We start from the raw sequence: 16,037 nt of genomic DNA, 5'->3' as shown, positions 1-16,037 counted from the left end.
TAAAAGGGTGGGCGCCCGGCAACAACGGATGGTTTACTGGCCGCTGCGCAACCGATAACCCCGTTCGGCTTTGCTGACGTCCTCGGACGTGGTGCCCGGCAAGCGCTGCTTGATGACGGCGGCGAGCGCGTCGAGGGCTGCATGCGCACTGGCCTTCGGCGCATCCTTCAGTTCAAGTTCGATTTCGCAGATCGGCGCACGCCGCATTGCGCCGTCCACCTCGGCCTGCACTTCGCCAATGTCCAGCGCGGCTTCGATGGGTGTGCCGGTCCAGTAAAGCGGCCATAGCGTGCGCGTGAAGTCGGTGCGAAACAGGGGCACGAGCGTCGCCGCAGCGTTGCGCACGAGCGCGCGCGCTTGCGCGTCGCCGCACGCGGCGAGCAGCGCGTCGAGTTCGAGCGCGTCGCCGGCCACCGTCATTTCCCATTCATGGCGGCTGTGCACCCCGCCCGACGCGCCGCCGCCAAACTTGAAGGTCTGCAGCCAGCCATCAGGCGTGCGTCGCAATCGCAATGCACCGCCGGCGCGCGCGAGCCTGCCGTCGGGCGTATCGAAGTAGAGATTGGCGAGGGCGACCGGTTGGCCGTCATGTCCGCTCAACTCGGTGAGCAGCGCGCGGGCGGCCTCGACCCGCGATGCCGGCAGCGTAAGCTTGATTTCGCGTTCGATGCTCATCGTCGTCATGGACGTTGCGGTCCGAAAAACATGTCGGCGAGCGCGGCACCGGGATTGTCCGCGCGCATGAACGCTTCACCGACCAGGAAAGTATGAACGCCGGCTGCACGCATCCGGTCCACGTCGTCGCGCGTCAGGATCCCCGACTCGGTTACCACGATACGCTCGTCGGGAATGCTGTCGAGGAGCCCAAGTGTGGTGTCCAGCGTGACGGCGAACGTGCGCAGGTTGCGATTGTTGACGCCGATCAGCGGTGTCTTCAGCGTCAACGCCACGTCCAGTTCGTGCGCGTTGTGCACTTCCACCAGCACCGCGAGCCCCAGCGAATGCGCGTACGCTTCCAGCTCGCGCATCTGCGCTGGCTCCAGCGCGGCGGCGATCAGCAGGATGCAGTCCGCACCCATCGCACGCGCCTCCAGCACCTGGTACGGGTCGATGATGAAGTCCTTGCGCAGCACGGGCAGCATGCACGCGTCGCGAGCCTGCTGGAGGTAGTGCGCGCTGCCCTGGAAAAACTGCACGTCCGTGAGTACCGACAAGCATGCGGCGCCGTGCTGCGCGTACGAGCACGCAATGTCGGCTGGCACGAAGGTTTCGCGCAACACGCCCTTGGAGGGGCTGGCCTTTTTCACCTCGGTGATGATCGCCGGCTGTCCGAGCGCGTGCTTGACACGCAACGCCGCAACGAAGTCGCGTAGGTCGCCGCGCCGCGCGTGGGCGCTCAGTTGCAACTCTGCCAGAGGCGCACTCGCCTGCGCGGCACGGATCTCATCGCGCTTGACTGCAATGATGCGATCGAGAATATCAGTCATGGTGGTGCTCTGTTTGACTCAATGACTCAACTGCTGCGTGAAACGGACAAGTTCATCGACCTTCGCACGGGCGGCTCCGCTGGCGATTGCCTCACGCGCTTGCCGGATCCCGTCGCCGATCGAGGCGACGACGTTGGCCGCATACAGCGCGGCACCGGCATTGAGCGCGACGATCTCGCGGGCGGTACCCGGCGTATTGTCCAGTGCGCTGAGCAGCATTGTTTTCGATTCGTCCGCGTTGGCGACCTTCAGGGAGCGATTCGACACCATTTGCAGGCCAAAGTCCTCGGGATGGATTTCGTATTCATGCACCTGGCCATCGCGCAACTCGCCGACCCGTGTCGCCGCGCCGAGCGATACTTCGTCCATCCCGTCGCGCCCGTAGACGACCAGCACGTGGTTTGCGCCAAGCCGTTGCATCACCCGGACCTGGATGCCGACCAGATCCTCGTGGAACACGCCTTGTAGTTGGTTCGGTGCCCCAGCCGGATTGGTCAACGGCCCCAGTATATTGAAGATCGTGCGTACCCCCATTTCGCGACGGATCGGCGCGACGTTCTTCATCGCCGGATGGTGGTTCGGCGCGAACATGAACCCCATGCCGGTCGCCTCGATAGACTGCGCCACCTGTTCCGGCGTTAGGTTGATGTTGACGCCGAGCGCCTCGAGCACATCGGCGCTGCCGGACTTGGAGGACACGCTGCGATTGCCATGCTTGGCGACCTTTGCGCCGGCTGCGGCGGTCACGAACATGGTTGCCGTGGAGATATTGAACGTATGCGAGCCGTCGCCGCCGGTGCCCACGATATCGACAAAGTGCCGGTTGTCGGCTATCTGCACGTGGTGGGCGAACTCGCGCATGACGGTTGCCGCCGCGGTGATCTCTCCGATCGTTTCCTTCTTCACGCGCAGCCCGGTGATGATAGCGGCCGCCATGACCGGCGACATTTCTCCGCGCATGATCATCCGCATCAAGTGCAGCATCTCGTCATGGAAGATCTCGCGGTGCTCGATGGTACGCTGCAGCGCTTCCTGCGGGGTGATGGGCATCCGGTTCTCCGTGCGGGTTAGGCCAGTGAGCGGGGGCGACAGGGGCATCACGCCGGTAGGGCGCGCGTTCATCGGGTAAGCGCCGCAGTGCGGCTTTGAGCGATGAAATTCTCAAGCAGTGCATGGCCATGCTCGGACAAGATCGATTCCGGGTGGAACTGCACACCCTCGATCGGCAGCGTCTTGTGGCGCACGCCCATGATTTCGCCATCGTCGGTCCATGCGCAGACCTCCAGGCAGTCGGGCAGCGTGTCGCGCTCGATGGCCAGCGAGTGGTACCGCGTGACCTTAAAGCAGTGCGGTAGATCGGCGAAGATCCCCCGCCGATCGGTCTCGATTTCGCTGACTTTGCCATGCATGATCGTCTTGGCTCGCACGATGCGGCCGCCGAACGCCTCGCCGATCGCCTGGTGTCCCAGGCATATGCCAAGCATCGGGATGCGGCCGGCGAAGCGTTGGATCACCGAGAGTGTCACGCCGGCGTGTTGCGGATTGCTTGGTCCAGGCGACAGGCAGATACGCTGCGGGTTTAGCGCGGCGACCTCGTCGCAGGTGATCTCGTCATTGCGGTAGGTCCGCACTTGCTCGCCCAACTCGCCAAAGTACTGGACGAGGTTGTAGGTGAACGAGTCATAGTTATCGATCATCAGCAGCATACGGCACCCAATGGACTGATATTGAACGAAAAATCGACGCGATGAGGCTGCTGGCCCACGAACCTGCTTAGTGTGGCCCGGCAGGGGGCCGCCACAGGCGGGGTTGCCACAGGCGCCCGACGCAAACGAGAGCGAACATGAACGCGGGCGCGCAGCGCGCGGGCGTGGCACGCGCAACCGGCTGCGCGTGCCACAGCAGGGACGACGACGGGGCCCGCATCGAGCGGTTCGGGCGTGTTGGCGACGGCTGGATCTGTCAACGGCATCGGCAATCTCCTTGAGCTTGGAGCCGCCGTACCGTAGCCCTATCAGGGTTGTAAACCTGCCACCGGATACGGCGGCAAAGTGCGGTGGGCGAACCACGACGACGTGCCGCTTCCTAGCGGAAGCGCCACCACTGGGCTGCGCGGGTCAACGTGGTTCGAAACATTGGTTACGCCTGGCTGAAATAGCGGCCCGGCGCGCTGGCCGGGTCGGTCGTCGGGTTCATTGTAGCGTTTCGTGCGCGGGCCTGTCGACCCAAATGACACAATCCGGTTTGCGGCGGGCACGCGTCGCTCAATGGGGGAGCGCCCTGTCAGAACTGCGCATCCAGGCCATCCTGCACGTGCTCGGCGGCGCGCAATACGGCACGCGCTTTGTTCTCGGTTTCCTGCCATTCCGCTTCAGGTACCGAATCAGCGACGATGCCGGCGGCGGCCTGCGTGTACAAGTTGCCGCCGTGGATCACGCCGGTGCGGATTGTGATCGCCAGATCCATCTCGCCGGAAAATGACAGATAACCGACCGCGCCGCCGTACAGGCCGCGCTTGACCGGCTCGAGTTCATCGATCAATTCCAGTGCGCGGACCTTCGGGGCGCCGGACAGCGTGCCGGCTGGGAACGTGGCGCGCAGCACATCGAAGGGCGTCATGCCGGGCTTGAGCTTGCCCTCGACCGAGCTGACGATGTGCTGCACGTGCGAGTATTTTTCGATCACCATCTTGTCGGTGACGACCACAGAGCCCGTTTGCGCGATGCGGCCGACGTCATTGCGCGCGAGATCAATTAGCATCACGTGCTCGGCGATCTCCTTCGGGTCGTTCAGCAACTCCGTCGCCAACTGCGCGTCGCGCTCCGGCGTATTGCCGCGCGCGCGCGTGCCGGCCAGCGGACGGATCGTCACGATCTGCTCGCCGCCGCGCTCTTCCTGCCGCACCAGGATCTCAGGTGACGCGCCGACCACGTGGAAGTCACCGAAGTTGTAGAAATACATATACGGCGACGGGTTCAGCGAGCGCAGCGCGCGATACAGCGACAGGGGATGGTCGCGAAACGGTTTCGAAATCCGCTGCCCGATTTGCACCTGCATCAGCTCGCCGGCGGCGATGTATTCCTTGGCCTTGCGCACCGCGGCCAGATAGTCGTCCTTGACGAACTCGCGATAGGTGTCAGTGCGCATCGTCGGCGACGTGACCGGAGGCTGGGCCGGGCTGCGCAACCGGTCGCGCAATTCGCGCAGCCGCTGCTTGGCGCGCGTGTACGCCTCCGGTGCACCCGGATCGGCGTAGATGATCAGGTAGAGCTTGCCGGCCAGGTTGTCGATCACTGCCACTTCTTCGGTCAACAGTAGCTGGATGTCCGGCAGGCCCAGATCGTCCTTGGGCGTCGAATGCGCGAGCTTCTTCTCGATGAAGCGCACCGCGTCGTAGCCGAAGTAACCCGCCAGGCCGCCGCAGAAACGGGGCATGCCGGGCCGGAGCGCGACTTTGAAACGCGCCTGGAACTGCGCAATGAATGCAAACGGATCGCCTTCGTGCGTTTCGATGACCTGGCCGTCGCGCACCACTTCGGTGATGCCGGCGCTGTCAGCTTGCCGCGTACGCAACAAGGTGTGGGCGGGCAGGCCGATGAATGAATAGCGGCCGAAGCGTTCGCCGCCGACCACCGACTCGAGCAGAAACGAATTCGCGCCTCCTCGTTCGGGTTGAGCAAGTTTCAGATACAGCGACAGCGGCGTATCAAGGTCGGCGAGCGCCTCAGCAATCAGCGCAATGCGGTTGTAGCCTTTGTTGGCAAGGGACTGGAATTCAAGCTCGGTCATGTTGGCAAGTCCTATTGGCGCTCGGTGCACGGCGCGGCATGCACCGAGCCAATGTCGTGGCCCGGTCGCAGCGTAGGTGCCGAAGCCAACGTACCGGGACGCGGCGGCGCTACATGGCGCGTATCGCAGACACGGCCGCGATGCCAGGGGCGACAACGAAAACAAAAAACGGGGAAATCGAAACCCGGCAAGCAACAAGCTTCGGCGCGAGATCGCGCTCAGTCGTGCCAGCGGCGCCAGGGCCAGGCTCCCCGGTCGATACTGTCAAGACTGCGTTTTCTGTTTAGAAACATGACGATGGTAGCGGATACCCCGGGATGGACGCTATTGCGTGGCGTGTGGCGCCGTTACCCGGCTGGCCGCCTCCAGCAGCGAGCCCACTATACCATCCGAGTCGATCGATTGTACAGGTTGGCCGTGGTTGTAACCGTATGGTACGGTCAACGTCGCGAGCCCGGCGGCGCGCGCCGCGCGCGCGTCGTTTTCCGAGTCGCCGATCGCGACCGCCCGCGTGGGCGGCACGCCGAGCGCGTCGCACGCGGCTAGCATCGGCAATGGGTCCGGCTTTTTCCGCGGCAGGCTGTCGCCGCCGAGCACCACTTCGAAATACGGCCGCAGGCCATGCTGCTCGAGCAACTCGAGCGCGAATCGAAGCGGTTTGTTGGTCACGCATGCAAGCTTGATCCGTGCAGCCTCGAATGCGTCCAGCCCGCGGATCACGTCCGGGTAGAGCCGCGTGTGGCGGCCATTGACCACCGCGTATGCCCGCTGGTACCCGGCCAGTGCTACGTCGAACTGCTGCTCGGCCTCGGCTGGCGGCAGGCGTGCCGACAGCACGCTGCACACGAGGTGCTCGGAGCCCTTGCCGACGTAGGCGACGACTTCGGCTTGGTCGATCGGCGGCAAGTCGAGCTCGTCGAGCACCGCGTTGAGTGCTGCCGTGAAATCGCCGGCGGTATCGACCATCGTGCCATCCAAATCGACGATCGCGGCCTCGACCGGTCCGATGGTGGGTGCACCGCGACGATTGTCATCGGCGACCGGTGTCAGGCTGGTGGCAGTCATCGCGCGCTCACCGCCCGAGTGCGGCGCGCATCTGGTTGATCACCTGTCGGTAGTCGGGCTGCCCGAAGATTGCCGAACCCGCGACAAACGTATCGGCGCCGGCGGCCGCGATTTGCGCGATGTTGTCGGCCTTCACGCCGCCGTCCACCTGCAGGTGGATCTCGCGGCCCGTCTGCGCCGCATACGCGTCGATGCGCCGCCGCGCCTCACGCAGCTTGTTCAGTGCCTCGGAAATGAACGACTGTCCACCGAAACCGGGATTCACCGACATAATCAGCACCAGGTCGACGCGGTCCATCACGTGGTCCAGGTAGTTCAAAGACGTGGCGGGATTGAATGCCAATCCCGCCTTGCAACCGTGGTCCCTGATCAGTGATAAAGTGCGATCGATATGGTCGGACGCCTCTGGATGGAAGCTGATCACGTTCGCGCCCGCCCTTGCGAAGTCCGGCACGAGGCGGTCCACCGGACGGACCATCAGATGCACGTCGATCGGCACGTTGACGTGCGGGCGGATCGCTTCACAGACCATCGGGCCGATCGTCAGGTTGGGTACGTAATGGTTGTCCATCACGTCGAAGTGGATCCAGTCGGCGCCGGCGGCGACTACGTTGCGCACTTCTTCGCCGAGGCGGGCGAAGTCGGCGGAAAGAATGCTTGGGGCGATGCGAAAAGTCATCTTGGAACTCGTTGGGGGCGCTGAGCGGCAGACAAAGCGTTATTCTAGCGTGCCGGCGCGACGCCCTGATACCCGCGTCGATGTGTCAATGGATCGCGTCACGCTAGCGACGTCACGTCGGCCACATCGGATTAGCCACGTCAGGCCAGCCACGTCGGGTCGGTCACATCGGGTCAGCCATATCGCATTGCAGGTTGCGACACGCAGGCGCATCAACGAAAATGCGATGCGCAGGGACCTGCATGCTCGCGCCACGGGTGAGCGCGCGCCCGTATTGCGCGACCTTTACTGGAATCCAGGATGAGTCAGTACGAATTGAGCGTCTCGGCACAGGCGGCCTATCTGCCGGACCAGTCCGACCCCGAGCGCCAGCAATATGCGTTTGCCTACACGTTGACGATACGCAATACCGGACAGGTCGCCTCGCAGCTGATTGCGCGCCATTGGATCATCACCGACAGCGAGGCGAGGGTGCAAGAGGTCAAAGGGCTCGGGGTCGTCGGGCATCAGCCATTGCTGCGGCCGGGCGAGCAATTCGAATATACGAGCTGGGCGGTCATTGCGACGCCGGTCGGCACGATGCGCGGCGAGTACTTTTGCGTGGCCGAGGACGGTACGCGCTTCGAGGCGCCGGTAGCGGAATTTGTGCTGTGCATGCCGCGCATGCTGCATTGAGCGCGCACGATGGCGGCGCGGCGCCGCGACCGCTCCGGCGTGGAGCGCCATGGCAGCCGGCCGGCGCAGCGCCGCAGGGCGTCAATCGCGCTTGCGCGGCGGGCGGCGCACGTACCATACGATGTACGCGAGCAATCCAATCGGCAGCAGTATTTCAATCGTGGGCAGTAGCCACGGGCAAGCGGTGAAGAACGCAGACATGACGGTTTGGGAAACGAGCGAGCATTTTAACGGTTGCGCGCATGGTAACGGTGGCGCGCATAGCAGCGGGCCGAGGCGGGTGGCCGCAACGGGCCGGCATGCAGCCGGTGTGCGGCGCTGGGGCCGCGCCGCGGCGCTGATCGCGACGATCGTCGCGGCGGTGGTGCTGGCCTCATGCGGTGGTGGCGGGGCCGTGCGGCCGGTGACGCGCGTGCCGCCGGTTGTTGCCGCGCCGAGCCAGCAGGCGCTGGTCGGTGCGCGGCTCACGCCGGTCAGCTGGCAGCAGGTGCCCGGCTGGCAGGAGGACAGCCTGATCGGAACTACCGCCGCGCTGCGGCAGAACTGTGCGCGCATGAACAGTCTGGCGAATTGGCGGCGCGCGTGTGTTGCCGCGCAGCAACTGGATGATCTTGACGTGGCCGCCGCGCGTACGTTTTTCGAGACGTATTTCACGCCGTTTGTGCTGGCCAATAGCGACGGCACACTCGACGGTCTCGTCACTGGCTACTACGAGCCGTTGTTGCATGGGTCCCGGTACCGGCGTGCGCCGTACCTGTACCCATTGTATTGCTGGCCGAGGGCAGCCCGCCCGGGCGCGGTGTTGCCGCCGCGTGCACAGCTGATACGCTCCGACATGCTGGCCGGCAACGAGCTTGTCTACGTGGATGATCCGATCGAGGCGTTTTTTCTGCAGGTGCAAGGCTCCGGCCGGGTATTGCTCGACGACGGTACGGTGATGCGTGTCGGTTACAGTGGCACCAACAACCAGCCGTATCGTTCGATCGGCCGTTGGCTGATCGATCGTGGCGAGCTTTTACCGGCGCAGGCGACGATGCAGGGAATTAAGGCATGGGCCCGGGCGAACCGGTTGCGCGTCGATGCCCTGCTAGACGTGAATCCGCGCTTCGTGTTCTTCAAGGAGGTGCCATCCAGCGAAGGCGTGCCCAGCGGCGGAGCCAACGGGCCGGTCGGTGCGTTGGGTGTGCCGCTCACGCCCGAGCGCTCGATCGCAGTCGACCCGACGTCGATCCCGCTCGGCACGCCGGTATTCCTGCAGACCACCCGACCATTGTCGAATCAGCCGATGAACCGGCTGGTGTTCGCGCAGGATGTGGGCAGCGCGATCAAAGGCGGCGTGCGGGCCGACTACTTCTGGGGACTGGGTGATGACGCGGGCGACCTGGCCGGCCGGATGAAGCAGGGCGGCCGGATGTGGCTGCTGCTGCCCAACAGTTGAGCGGCGGATGTGGCTGCTGCTCAACTGTTGAGCGGCGGTGTTGCGCGTGGCCGCCATCGGCTCAGGCCTTAGGCTTACGCACGACGTTTGTCCACGACGCGGCGCGCCTTGCCCACTGAGCGCTCGATGCTGTTCACTGGCAAGGTGGCGATTTGCGCCGTGACGCCGACCAGCGCCTTGACATCGTGCGCCAGGCTCGCCCGTGCCACTGCGACCGCGCGTTCGTCCAGCGCCGATTCCGGACGGGGCTCGACATGGATCGTCATCACGTCGAGCGGGCCTTCCTTGGTCAGCACGATCTGGTAATGAGGGGCAAGCACGGTGGCGTACTTGAGCAACAGCTCCTCGATTTGCGACGGGAACACATTCACGCCCCGGATGATCATCATGTCATCGCAGCGGCCGGTGATCTTCTCCATGCGCCGCATCGCGCGCGCGGTGCCGGGCAGCAGCCGGCTTAGATCACGGGTGCGATAGCGGATGATTGGCAAAGCCTCTTTGGTCAGCGAGGTGAACACCAGCTCGCCGAATACGCCTTCGGGCAGCACCTCGCCAGTGTCCGGGTCGATGATTTCCGGATAGAAGTGGTCTTCCCAGATCGTCGGGCCGTCCTTGGTTTCCGCGTATTCGGAGGCGACGCCGGGGCCGATAATCTCTGACAGCCCATAGATGTCCACCGCGTCGATGCCCATGCGTTTCTCGATCGCCGCGCGCATGTCGTTGGTCCACGGCTCTGCGCCGAAGATGCCGATGCGCAACGACGATTCGGCCGGATTCAGGTCGCGTCGCTCGAATTCATCGGCGATCGATAGCATGTAGCTCGGCGTGACCATGATGATATCGGGGCGAAAGTCCTGGATCAGCTGGACTTGCTTCTCGGTCTGCCCGCCACCGAACGGGATCACGGTCAGGCCCGCACGCTCCGCCCCGTAGTGCGCGCCCAGACCACCGGTAAAGAGCCCATAGCCGTAGCTGACATGGACCTTGTCGCCGCGCCGCGCCCCTGCCGCGCGGATGGAGCGCGCCATGAGGTTGGCCCACATGTCGATGTCGTTGGCCGTGTAGCCGACCACGGTTGGCTTGCCGGTGGTACCGGACGAACCATGGATGCGCGAGACCTGGTCCATCGGCACGGCGAACATGCCGAACGGATAGTTATCGCGAAAGTCCTGCTTCGTCGTGAACGGAAAGCGAGACAGGTCCGCCAGCGTCTTCAAGTCGTCGGGATGCACGGCCGCCTCATCGAACTTGCGCCGGTAGACCGGTGAATGCGCATACGCGTGCGCCAAGGTTTTCTTCAGCCGTTCAAGCTGCAAGGCTTGTAATTCGTCGCGGCTAGCCTTTTCAATCGGCTCCAGCGGCAGCGCAGTGTTCATCGAAATTCTCCTTATTGTTGTGTCTGTCCTGTAGCTTGTAGCGGGCGTCAATCGTTCGATCGAATGACGTTCCCTTTGATGTGTGCCGACTTGCCGCGAAACATCGCGACCGGCTCGCCGGCGCGATTGGTCACACGGATATCGTAGAGGCCGGTGCGCCCAGATCGCACCTGCTCCACGGCTTCCGCGGTTAGCGCGTCGCCGCGGTGCACCGGCCGCAGGTATTCGATCGTGCATCCGGCTGCCACCGTATTCACGTTATAAGTGTTGCACGCAAATGCGAATGCCGAATCGGCAAGCGTGAAGATCAACCCACCGTGGCAGATATCGTGGCCATTCAGAAATTCAGCGCGCACCTGCATCGTCGCGCGCGCATAGCCGGGCCGAACTTCGACTACCTGAATGCCGAGCCAGCGGGTGCACGCATCGTTCTCATACATCGCCGCAGCACAGTCGCGCGCGAGCAGTTCGGCTTGCACCACGCCGGATTCGGCGTCGGTGGGGGAAGAGTGGTCCATCTCAGTGTCCTTCAAAACGGGGTTGACGTTTCTCGATGAACGCGCGCACGCCTTCCGCATAGTCGTGTGACGCGCCAAGCTTGTGCTGCAGGTCGCGTTCAAGATCCAGCTGTACATCCAAATCCAGCGTTGCGCCGCTGCGGATGGCCTGCCGGGTCGCGACGATCGCGGCGGTGGGCTGCTGCGCGAGTTCCGCGGCGAGCTTCCGCGCTTGTGGCAGAAGGGCCGCATCGTCAACGACGCGCCAGATCAGGCCCCACGCTTCGGCCTTCTCCGCGCTGAGCTTCTCGCCAGTGAGCGACAGTCCCAGCGCGCGAGCGATACCGACTCGTCGTGGCAGCGTCCACGTGCCGCCAGTGTCCGGTACCAGCCCGATTTTCACGAAAGCCTGGATGAAACGGCTCGAACGCGCGGCAAGTGTGATGTCGCATGCCAACGCCAGGTTCGCGCCGGCGCCTGCTGCCGTGCCGTTGACTGCTGCGGTCACCGGCAGCGGCAGCTGCTGCAGCCGTCGCACGAGTGCATTGAAGTTTTGATCGATTAGCTCGCCCAGGTCGGTTTCATGGCCGGGCGTGAAGTCGAGGTCCGCGAGGTCCTGGCCCGCGCAAAATGCCTTTCCTGCGCCTGTCAGTACCAGCGCCCGGGCACCCGAGCGCTGCACCTCATCCAGCGCCGCGCGTAGCTCGGCGTGCATCGCGCGGGTGAAGCTGTTGAGCTTGTCCGGGCGGTTCAGCGTAATGGTTGCGACGTGAGCGGCTGCGTCGATGTCGAGCAGAATTGACGTGTAAGTCATGGGAGTTCCCTCCTGCCTAGGCGAAATGAATGCGCGAGGCCGACTTCAGACGCGCTCGATGGCCAATGCGATGCCCTGTCCGACTCCAATGCACATCGTGCACAATGCATAGCGGCCGCCGTTGCGGTGCAACTGGTACATTGCGGCCGTTACCAGCCGCGCGCCGGATGCGCCGAGCGGGTGGCCGAGCGCGATCGCTCCGCCGTTCGGGTTCACGCGCGGGTCGTCGTCGTCGATGCCCAGCAGCCGTAGCACGGCCAGGCCTTGTGCAGCGAATGCTTCGTTTAACTCGATGACGTCGAACTGCTCGAGCGTCATGTTCAATTGCCGCAGCAGCTTGCGCGTCGCGGGCGCCGGTCCGATGCCCATCACGCGTGGCTCGACTCCCGCTGTTGCCATGCCGAGCACGCGCGCCTTCGGCGTGAGCCCGTGCGCGCGTGCGGCTGCTTCGCTGGCGATCAGCAGCGCACATGCGCCATCGTTGATGCCGGACGCATTGCCGGCGGTGACGGTGCCATCTGGGCATACCACACCGCCGAGCTTGGCCAGTGCTTCCATCGACGTTTCGCGCGGATGCTCGTCGTGCTGCACCACGATCGCATCGCCGTTGCGGGACGGCACGGTGACCGGCACGATCTCGGCAGCCAGCACGCCGTCACGCTGCGCGCGTGCGGCCTTTTGCTGGCTGCGTAACGCAAATGCATCCTGGTCGGTACGGCTCACGTTATAGGCGACCGCGACGTTTTCGGCGGTCTGCGGCATCGAATCGATGCCGTACTGCTGTTTCATCAGCCGGTTCACGAAACGCCAGCCAATCGTCGTATCGAAGACTTCGGCCTGGCGCGAGAACGCGGCGCTGGCCTTGCCCATCACGAACGGCGCGCGCGTCATGCTCTCGACACCGCCGGCTAGCATCAGCGACGCGTCACCTGCGCGGATCGCCCGCGCCGCGGTGCCGATCGCATCCATGCCCGAGCCGCATAGCCGGTTTACCGTGGCGCCCGGCACGTCAACGGGCAGGCCGGCGAGCAGCGCCGCCATCCGGGCGACGTTGCGGTTGTCTTCGCCGGCCTGATTCGCGCAGCCGTAGATCACGTCGTCCACCGCCGCCCAGTCCATTGACGGATAACGCTCGAGCAGCGCCTTGATCGGGATCGCGCCAAGGTCGTCTGCGCGAACGTCTTTTAGCGTGCCGCCATAGCGGCCAAACGGCGTGCGGATTGCATCACAGATAAAAGCTTCGATCATGGTGCCAGTCGCCTGCGCTTGTCGAGTAGCGTCGTTCTCGTCGGTGTGGAGCAATGCCGGGTGGCGCCGCTCAGCCGCGCGGTGCTACGTGCGCGCGGCTTTGCACGACGCGGAAGCGGTTCGCCACGAACGCAGCGTCGGTCAGCGTCGCATTGGCCGCTGGGTTCGCACCGGTGCCGTGGAAGTCCGAGAACGCCGCGGACTGGTTCACGAACACGCCGCCGGTCAAGTTCAGCGACAGCGCGACGCCGCCTTCGATCGCCGCTTCGTGCGCGGCTTGCTGCACTGCCTCGTCACCACTGTATACGGATAGCGTCAGCGCGCCGTGCTGTGCGGCAATCGAGCCGGCCAGCGCCAGCGATTGCGCGGTGGAATCCGTCGCGATGACGAATGCGATTGGGCCAAACCATTCCTGCGTAAACCGGTTCTGGTCGGTGGCCGCATCCAGCTTGACCAGCAGCGGCGTGTGCACTCGTGCATGCTCGAACGCGGGATGCACGAGCGGCTGGCTGTCCAATAGCACGGTACCGAGCGAGCGCGCCCGTTCGATGCGCTGCACTACGGCGTCGTTTTGGAGGGCTCCGATTAATTCGACCGCCTTGGCTGGGTCCGACGTCAATTTCTGGACGGCCTCGGCGATTGCTTGGCCGACTTCGTCGAAGCTAAGCGTACCATCGGCGGTGCGGATGCCGTCGCGCGGCACATAGATGTTTTGTGGCGCGGTACACATCTGGCCCGAGTACAGCGCCAGCGAGAATGCGATATTGCGTGCGACCGCCTTGATGTCCTCGACCGAGTCGATGACAATCTGGTTCACGCCCGCCTTCTCGGTATACACGTGAGCCTGGGTTGCGTTGCGCTCGAGCCAATTGCCGTTGTGCGTGCTGCCCGTGAAATCGATCAGTCGGACATCGGGGCGCGTGGCGAGCTGCTGCACGAGCACGCCGTCATCCGGATCCGTTGCCAACAGCGTAACGACGTTCGGATCGAAGCCGGCCTCGCGCAGCACGTCGCGCGCGATACGTACGGTGATCGCTAGCGGCAGGATCGCGCCAGGGTGTGGTTTGACGACCACCGCGTTGCCGGTCGCAAGATCGGCGAATAGTCCCGGATAACTGTTCCATGTCGGAAAGGTACAACAGCCAAGCACCAGGCCGATGCCGCGCGGCACGATCGTGAAGTGCTTTTCCATTGCCAGCGGCGGGTTCTTGCCTTGGGGCTTTTCCCAGTAAGCTTGGGCCGGGATGCGCCGCAATTGGTCCCATGCGCATGCGATGGCCTCGAGCGCGCGGTCCTGCGCATGCGGCCCGCCGGCCTGGAACGCCATCATGAATGCCTGTCCGGTCGTATGCATCACGCTGTAGGCGATCTCGAAGCTCGCACGGTTCAGCCGCTGCAGAATCTCCAGGCTTACGCCCACCCACGTGTCGCGGCCCGCACGCTGCCATGGTTGCTGCGCGCGCGCCACGGCGGCGAAAAGCAGGTCCGGATCGGCCTTCGGATAGCGCACGCCCAAAGCGAAGCCGAACGGCGAGTGCTCCTGGCCTACCAGTCCATTGCGGGGCTGATCCAAATCGAACGTCTGGTTCAAAAGCGCTTTGAACGATTGCTCACCGTCCGCGTTCGCCGTTTCCCCGTACACCTTGGGGCTGGGCATCTCGGGGAACGGACTCCAGTAGCCACGCGTTTCCTGTGCCTGAAGTGCCTGTGTCAACGTCGATTCATGCTTTACAAACAGCGGATGTGTCATGGCGAGTAGTCGGGAAAGTGAGGCGGAGACGGATAAATAAACCGACCGGTTGGTTGGAAAATGGTAGCATTCTTTTCGGATTGCGCGGCGTTTTTTCGCGGGTCCCCCTTGCCAATGGAGAATTCATGATATTCGAAAATATTCAGGTCGACACAAGCGGACGGGTCGGGCTGATCACGCTGCACCGCCCGAAGGTGCTTAATGCACTGAACGACGCGCTGATGGACGAGTTGGGCGCGGCGCTCAAGGCGTTCGACGACGACGAGCAGATCGGCGCGATCGTGGTGACGGGCAGTGAAAAGGCATTTGCCGCCGGCGCGGACATCGGAATGATGGCGAAGTACACCTATATGGATGTCTACAAAGGGAACTACATTACGCGCAACTGGGAGGCGGTGCGTGCGGTGCGCAAACCGGTGATCGCCGCAGTGGCGGGCTTGGCGCTGGGCGGCGGATGCGAACTGGCGATGATGTGCGACATCATCATCGCGGCCGACACCGCGCGGTTCGGTCTGCCGGAGGTCAAGCTCGGGGTCATGCCGGGCGCCGGTGGCACGCAGCGCTTGCCGCGCGCGATCTCCAAGGCCAAAGCGATGGACCTGTGCTTGACCGGGCGGTTCATGGATGCCCACGAAGCGGAGCGCGCGGGCCTGGTATCTCGTGTAGTCGCGGTAGGCCAGCTGTTAGACGAGGCGCTCAGCACGGCGGCTACGATTGCTGAATATTCGCTGCCTTCGGTGATGATGATTAAGGAATCGATCAATCAGTCGTACGAGACCTTGCTTACCGAGGGTGTGCATTTCGAGCGTCGGCTGTTCCACTCGCTGTTTGCCACCGAGGACCAGAAGGAAGGGATGGCGGCGTTTGTCGAGAAGCGCAAGCCCGTCTTCAAGCATCGTTGAAAACGGACTTGCGTTGGGGGTGGCGAGTCGCTAAAATCTTACTTTTCGCGCTGCGGATGCCGTTGCGCGAAAGTGGGATGGGTGAGTAGGATCTTCTCGAATCACCGTGGTGAAAAAAGTTTTCAAAAACTTCTTGACGCTGCGACGAGGAATCTTCATAATCTCGTTTCTCTGCTGCTGATGCAGCGACGCGACGCAGGTGCTGAGGCCGGACAGGTTAAGGCGAAGTCGGCGCGATGCTCTTTAACAAGTAACAGCCGATAAGTGTGGGTACTTGATGGTGCGGGCGAGCTGCGCCCGGGGGTAACAGCCCGGGT

The 16,037-nt window shown here is 63.8% G+C and carries 15 protein-coding genes; 3 read left to right on the top strand and 12 right to left on the bottom strand.

Annotated features, from left to right (window positions below; genetic code table 11):
* Nucleotides 1–33 precede the first annotated feature (33 nt).
* From B0O95_RS09755 to rpe, 7 genes are all read right to left on the bottom strand, one after another.
* Nucleotides 34–675, bottom strand: coding sequence for a CYTH domain-containing protein (locus B0O95_RS09755; protein ID WP_199180490.1), 642 nt, complete (start codon nucleotides 673–675; stop codon nucleotides 34–36).
* 5 nt (nucleotides 676–680) lie between these two features.
* Nucleotides 681–1,487: an indole-3-glycerol phosphate synthase TrpC gene (gene trpC / locus B0O95_RS09750; RefSeq protein ID WP_104077743.1), complete on the bottom strand. Its 807-nt coding sequence runs from the start codon at nucleotides 1,485–1,487 to the stop codon at nucleotides 681–683.
* A gap of 18 nt (nucleotides 1,488–1,505) precedes the next feature.
* On the bottom strand, nucleotides 1,506–2,537 hold the full coding sequence (gene trpD, locus B0O95_RS09745; protein ID WP_104077844.1) for an anthranilate phosphoribosyltransferase: 1,032 nt from the start codon (nucleotides 2,535–2,537) through the stop codon (nucleotides 1,506–1,508).
* 68 nt (nucleotides 2,538–2,605) lie between these two features.
* Nucleotides 2,606–3,193 (bottom strand): aminodeoxychorismate/anthranilate synthase component II, encoded by a 588-nt coding sequence (locus B0O95_RS09740; RefSeq protein ID WP_104077742.1) that lies wholly within the window; start codon nucleotides 3,191–3,193, stop codon nucleotides 2,606–2,608.
* Between the two features lie 577 nt (nucleotides 3,194–3,770).
* A complete protein-coding gene (gene trpE / locus B0O95_RS09735) occupies nucleotides 3,771–5,276 on the bottom strand; it encodes an anthranilate synthase component I (RefSeq protein WP_104077741.1) in 1,506 nt (501 codons plus the stop codon).
* A gap of 324 nt (nucleotides 5,277–5,600) precedes the next feature.
* Nucleotides 5,601–6,341, bottom strand: coding sequence for a phosphoglycolate phosphatase (locus tag B0O95_RS09730; RefSeq protein WP_104077740.1), 741 nt, complete (start codon nucleotides 6,339–6,341; stop codon nucleotides 5,601–5,603).
* 7 nt (nucleotides 6,342–6,348) lie between these two features.
* The gene (rpe, locus tag B0O95_RS09725) at nucleotides 6,349–7,020 is read right to left on the bottom strand and encodes a ribulose-phosphate 3-epimerase (RefSeq protein ID WP_104077739.1); all 672 of its coding nucleotides are present in this window, start codon (nucleotides 7,018–7,020) and stop codon (nucleotides 6,349–6,351) included.
* Nucleotides 7,021–7,320: 300 nt separating this feature from the next.
* On the opposite strand from rpe, the gene apaG reads away from it, so the two are divergent.
* Together apaG and mltA are read left to right on the top strand one after the other, a co-directional pair.
* Nucleotides 7,321–7,695 carry a Co2+/Mg2+ efflux protein ApaG gene (gene apaG, locus B0O95_RS09720; protein WP_104077738.1) on the top strand — a complete coding sequence of 125 codons (375 nt, stop codon included), beginning with the start codon at nucleotides 7,321–7,323 and terminating at the stop codon, nucleotides 7,693–7,695.
* Nucleotides 7,696–8,005: 310 nt separating this feature from the next.
* The gene (gene mltA, locus B0O95_RS09715) at nucleotides 8,006–9,133 is read left to right on the top strand and encodes a murein transglycosylase A (protein WP_104077843.1); all 1,128 of its coding nucleotides are present in this window, start codon (nucleotides 8,006–8,008) and stop codon (nucleotides 9,131–9,133) included.
* A 74-nt stretch (nucleotides 9,134–9,207) separates the two neighbouring features.
* Here the strand turns inward: mltA and paaK are convergent, their stop codons facing one another.
* The 5 genes from paaK to paaN all read right to left on the bottom strand — a co-directional run bounded on the left by paaK (nucleotide 9,208) and on the right by paaN (nucleotide 14,818).
* Nucleotides 9,208–10,509 (bottom strand): phenylacetate--CoA ligase PaaK, encoded by a 1,302-nt coding sequence (gene paaK / locus B0O95_RS09710; protein WP_104077737.1) that lies wholly within the window; start codon nucleotides 10,507–10,509, stop codon nucleotides 9,208–9,210.
* A 47-nt stretch (nucleotides 10,510–10,556) separates the two neighbouring features.
* Nucleotides 10,557–11,027, bottom strand: coding sequence for a hydroxyphenylacetyl-CoA thioesterase PaaI (gene paaI, locus B0O95_RS09705; RefSeq protein WP_104077736.1), 471 nt, complete (start codon nucleotides 11,025–11,027; stop codon nucleotides 10,557–10,559).
* 1 nt (nucleotide 11,028) lies between these two features.
* Entirely contained in the window at nucleotides 11,029–11,820 is a 792-nt protein-coding gene (gene paaG / locus B0O95_RS09700; RefSeq protein ID WP_104077735.1) for a 2-(1,2-epoxy-1,2-dihydrophenyl)acetyl-CoA isomerase PaaG, read from the bottom strand.
* Nucleotides 11,821–11,865: 45 nt separating this feature from the next.
* Nucleotides 11,866–13,068 carry a 3-oxoadipyl-CoA thiolase gene (pcaF, locus tag B0O95_RS09695; protein ID WP_104077734.1) on the bottom strand — a complete coding sequence of 401 codons (1,203 nt, stop codon included), beginning with the start codon at nucleotides 13,066–13,068 and terminating at the stop codon, nucleotides 11,866–11,868.
* A gap of 70 nt (nucleotides 13,069–13,138) precedes the next feature.
* Nucleotides 13,139–14,818: a phenylacetic acid degradation protein PaaN gene (gene paaN, locus B0O95_RS09690; RefSeq protein ID WP_104077733.1), complete on the bottom strand. Its 1,680-nt coding sequence runs from the start codon at nucleotides 14,816–14,818 to the stop codon at nucleotides 13,139–13,141.
* A 125-nt stretch (nucleotides 14,819–14,943) separates the two neighbouring features.
* On the opposite strand from paaN, the gene B0O95_RS09685 reads away from it, so the two are divergent.
* Complete coding sequence (locus B0O95_RS09685; RefSeq protein ID WP_104077732.1) at nucleotides 14,944–15,720, top strand: enoyl-CoA hydratase; 777 nt, start codon at nucleotides 14,944–14,946, stop codon at nucleotides 15,718–15,720.
* Nucleotides 15,721–16,037 lie beyond the last annotated feature (317 nt).

The organism is Mycetohabitans endofungorum, from assembly GCF_002927045.1.
GTDB lineage: Bacteria > Pseudomonadota > Gammaproteobacteria > Burkholderiales > Burkholderiaceae > Mycetohabitans > Mycetohabitans endofungorum.
This window is presented reverse-complemented; position numbering and strand designations above follow the sequence as displayed.

What these genes read in the sequence shown, in the direction of transcription:
- B0O95_RS09755 (WP_199180490.1), bottom strand. Translation starts at nt 675, where the DNA reads ATGAGCATCGAACGCGAAATCAAGCTTACGCTGCCGGCATCGCGGGTC.
- trpC (WP_104077743.1), bottom strand. Translation starts at nt 1,487, where the DNA reads ATGACTGATATTCTCGATCGCATCATTGCAGTCAAGCGCGATGAGATC.
- trpD (WP_104077844.1), bottom strand. Translation starts at nt 2,537, where the DNA reads ATGCCCATCACCCCGCAGGAAGCGCTGCAGCGTACCATCGAGCACCGC.
- B0O95_RS09740 (WP_104077742.1), bottom strand. Translation starts at nt 3,193, where the DNA reads ATGCTGCTGATGATCGATAACTATGACTCGTTCACCTACAACCTCGTC.
- trpE (WP_104077741.1), bottom strand. Translation starts at nt 5,276, where the DNA reads ATGACCGAGCTTGAATTCCAGTCCCTTGCCAACAAAGGCTACAACCGC.
- B0O95_RS09730 (WP_104077740.1), bottom strand. Translation starts at nt 6,341, where the DNA reads ATGACTGCCACCAGCCTGACACCGGTCGCCGATGACAATCGTCGCGGT.
- rpe (WP_104077739.1), bottom strand. Translation starts at nt 7,020, where the DNA reads ATGACTTTTCGCATCGCCCCAAGCATTCTTTCCGCCGACTTCGCCCGC.
- apaG (WP_104077738.1), top strand. Translation starts at nt 7,321, where the DNA reads ATGAGTCAGTACGAATTGAGCGTCTCGGCACAGGCGGCCTATCTGCCG.
- paaK (WP_104077737.1), bottom strand. Translation starts at nt 10,509, where the DNA reads ATGAACACTGCGCTGCCGCTGGAGCCGATTGAAAAGGCTAGCCGCGAC.
- paaI (WP_104077736.1), bottom strand. Translation starts at nt 11,027, where the DNA reads ATGGACCACTCTTCCCCCACCGACGCCGAATCCGGCGTGGTGCAAGCC.
- paaG (WP_104077735.1), bottom strand. Translation starts at nt 11,820, where the DNA reads ATGACTTACACGTCAATTCTGCTCGACATCGACGCAGCCGCTCACGTC.
- pcaF (WP_104077734.1), bottom strand. Translation starts at nt 13,068, where the DNA reads ATGATCGAAGCTTTTATCTGTGATGCAATCCGCACGCCGTTTGGCCGC.
- paaN (WP_104077733.1), bottom strand. Translation starts at nt 14,818, where the DNA reads ATGACACATCCGCTGTTTGTAAAGCATGAATCGACGTTGACACAGGCA.
- B0O95_RS09685 (WP_104077732.1), top strand. Translation starts at nt 14,944, where the DNA reads ATGATATTCGAAAATATTCAGGTCGACACAAGCGGACGGGTCGGGCTG.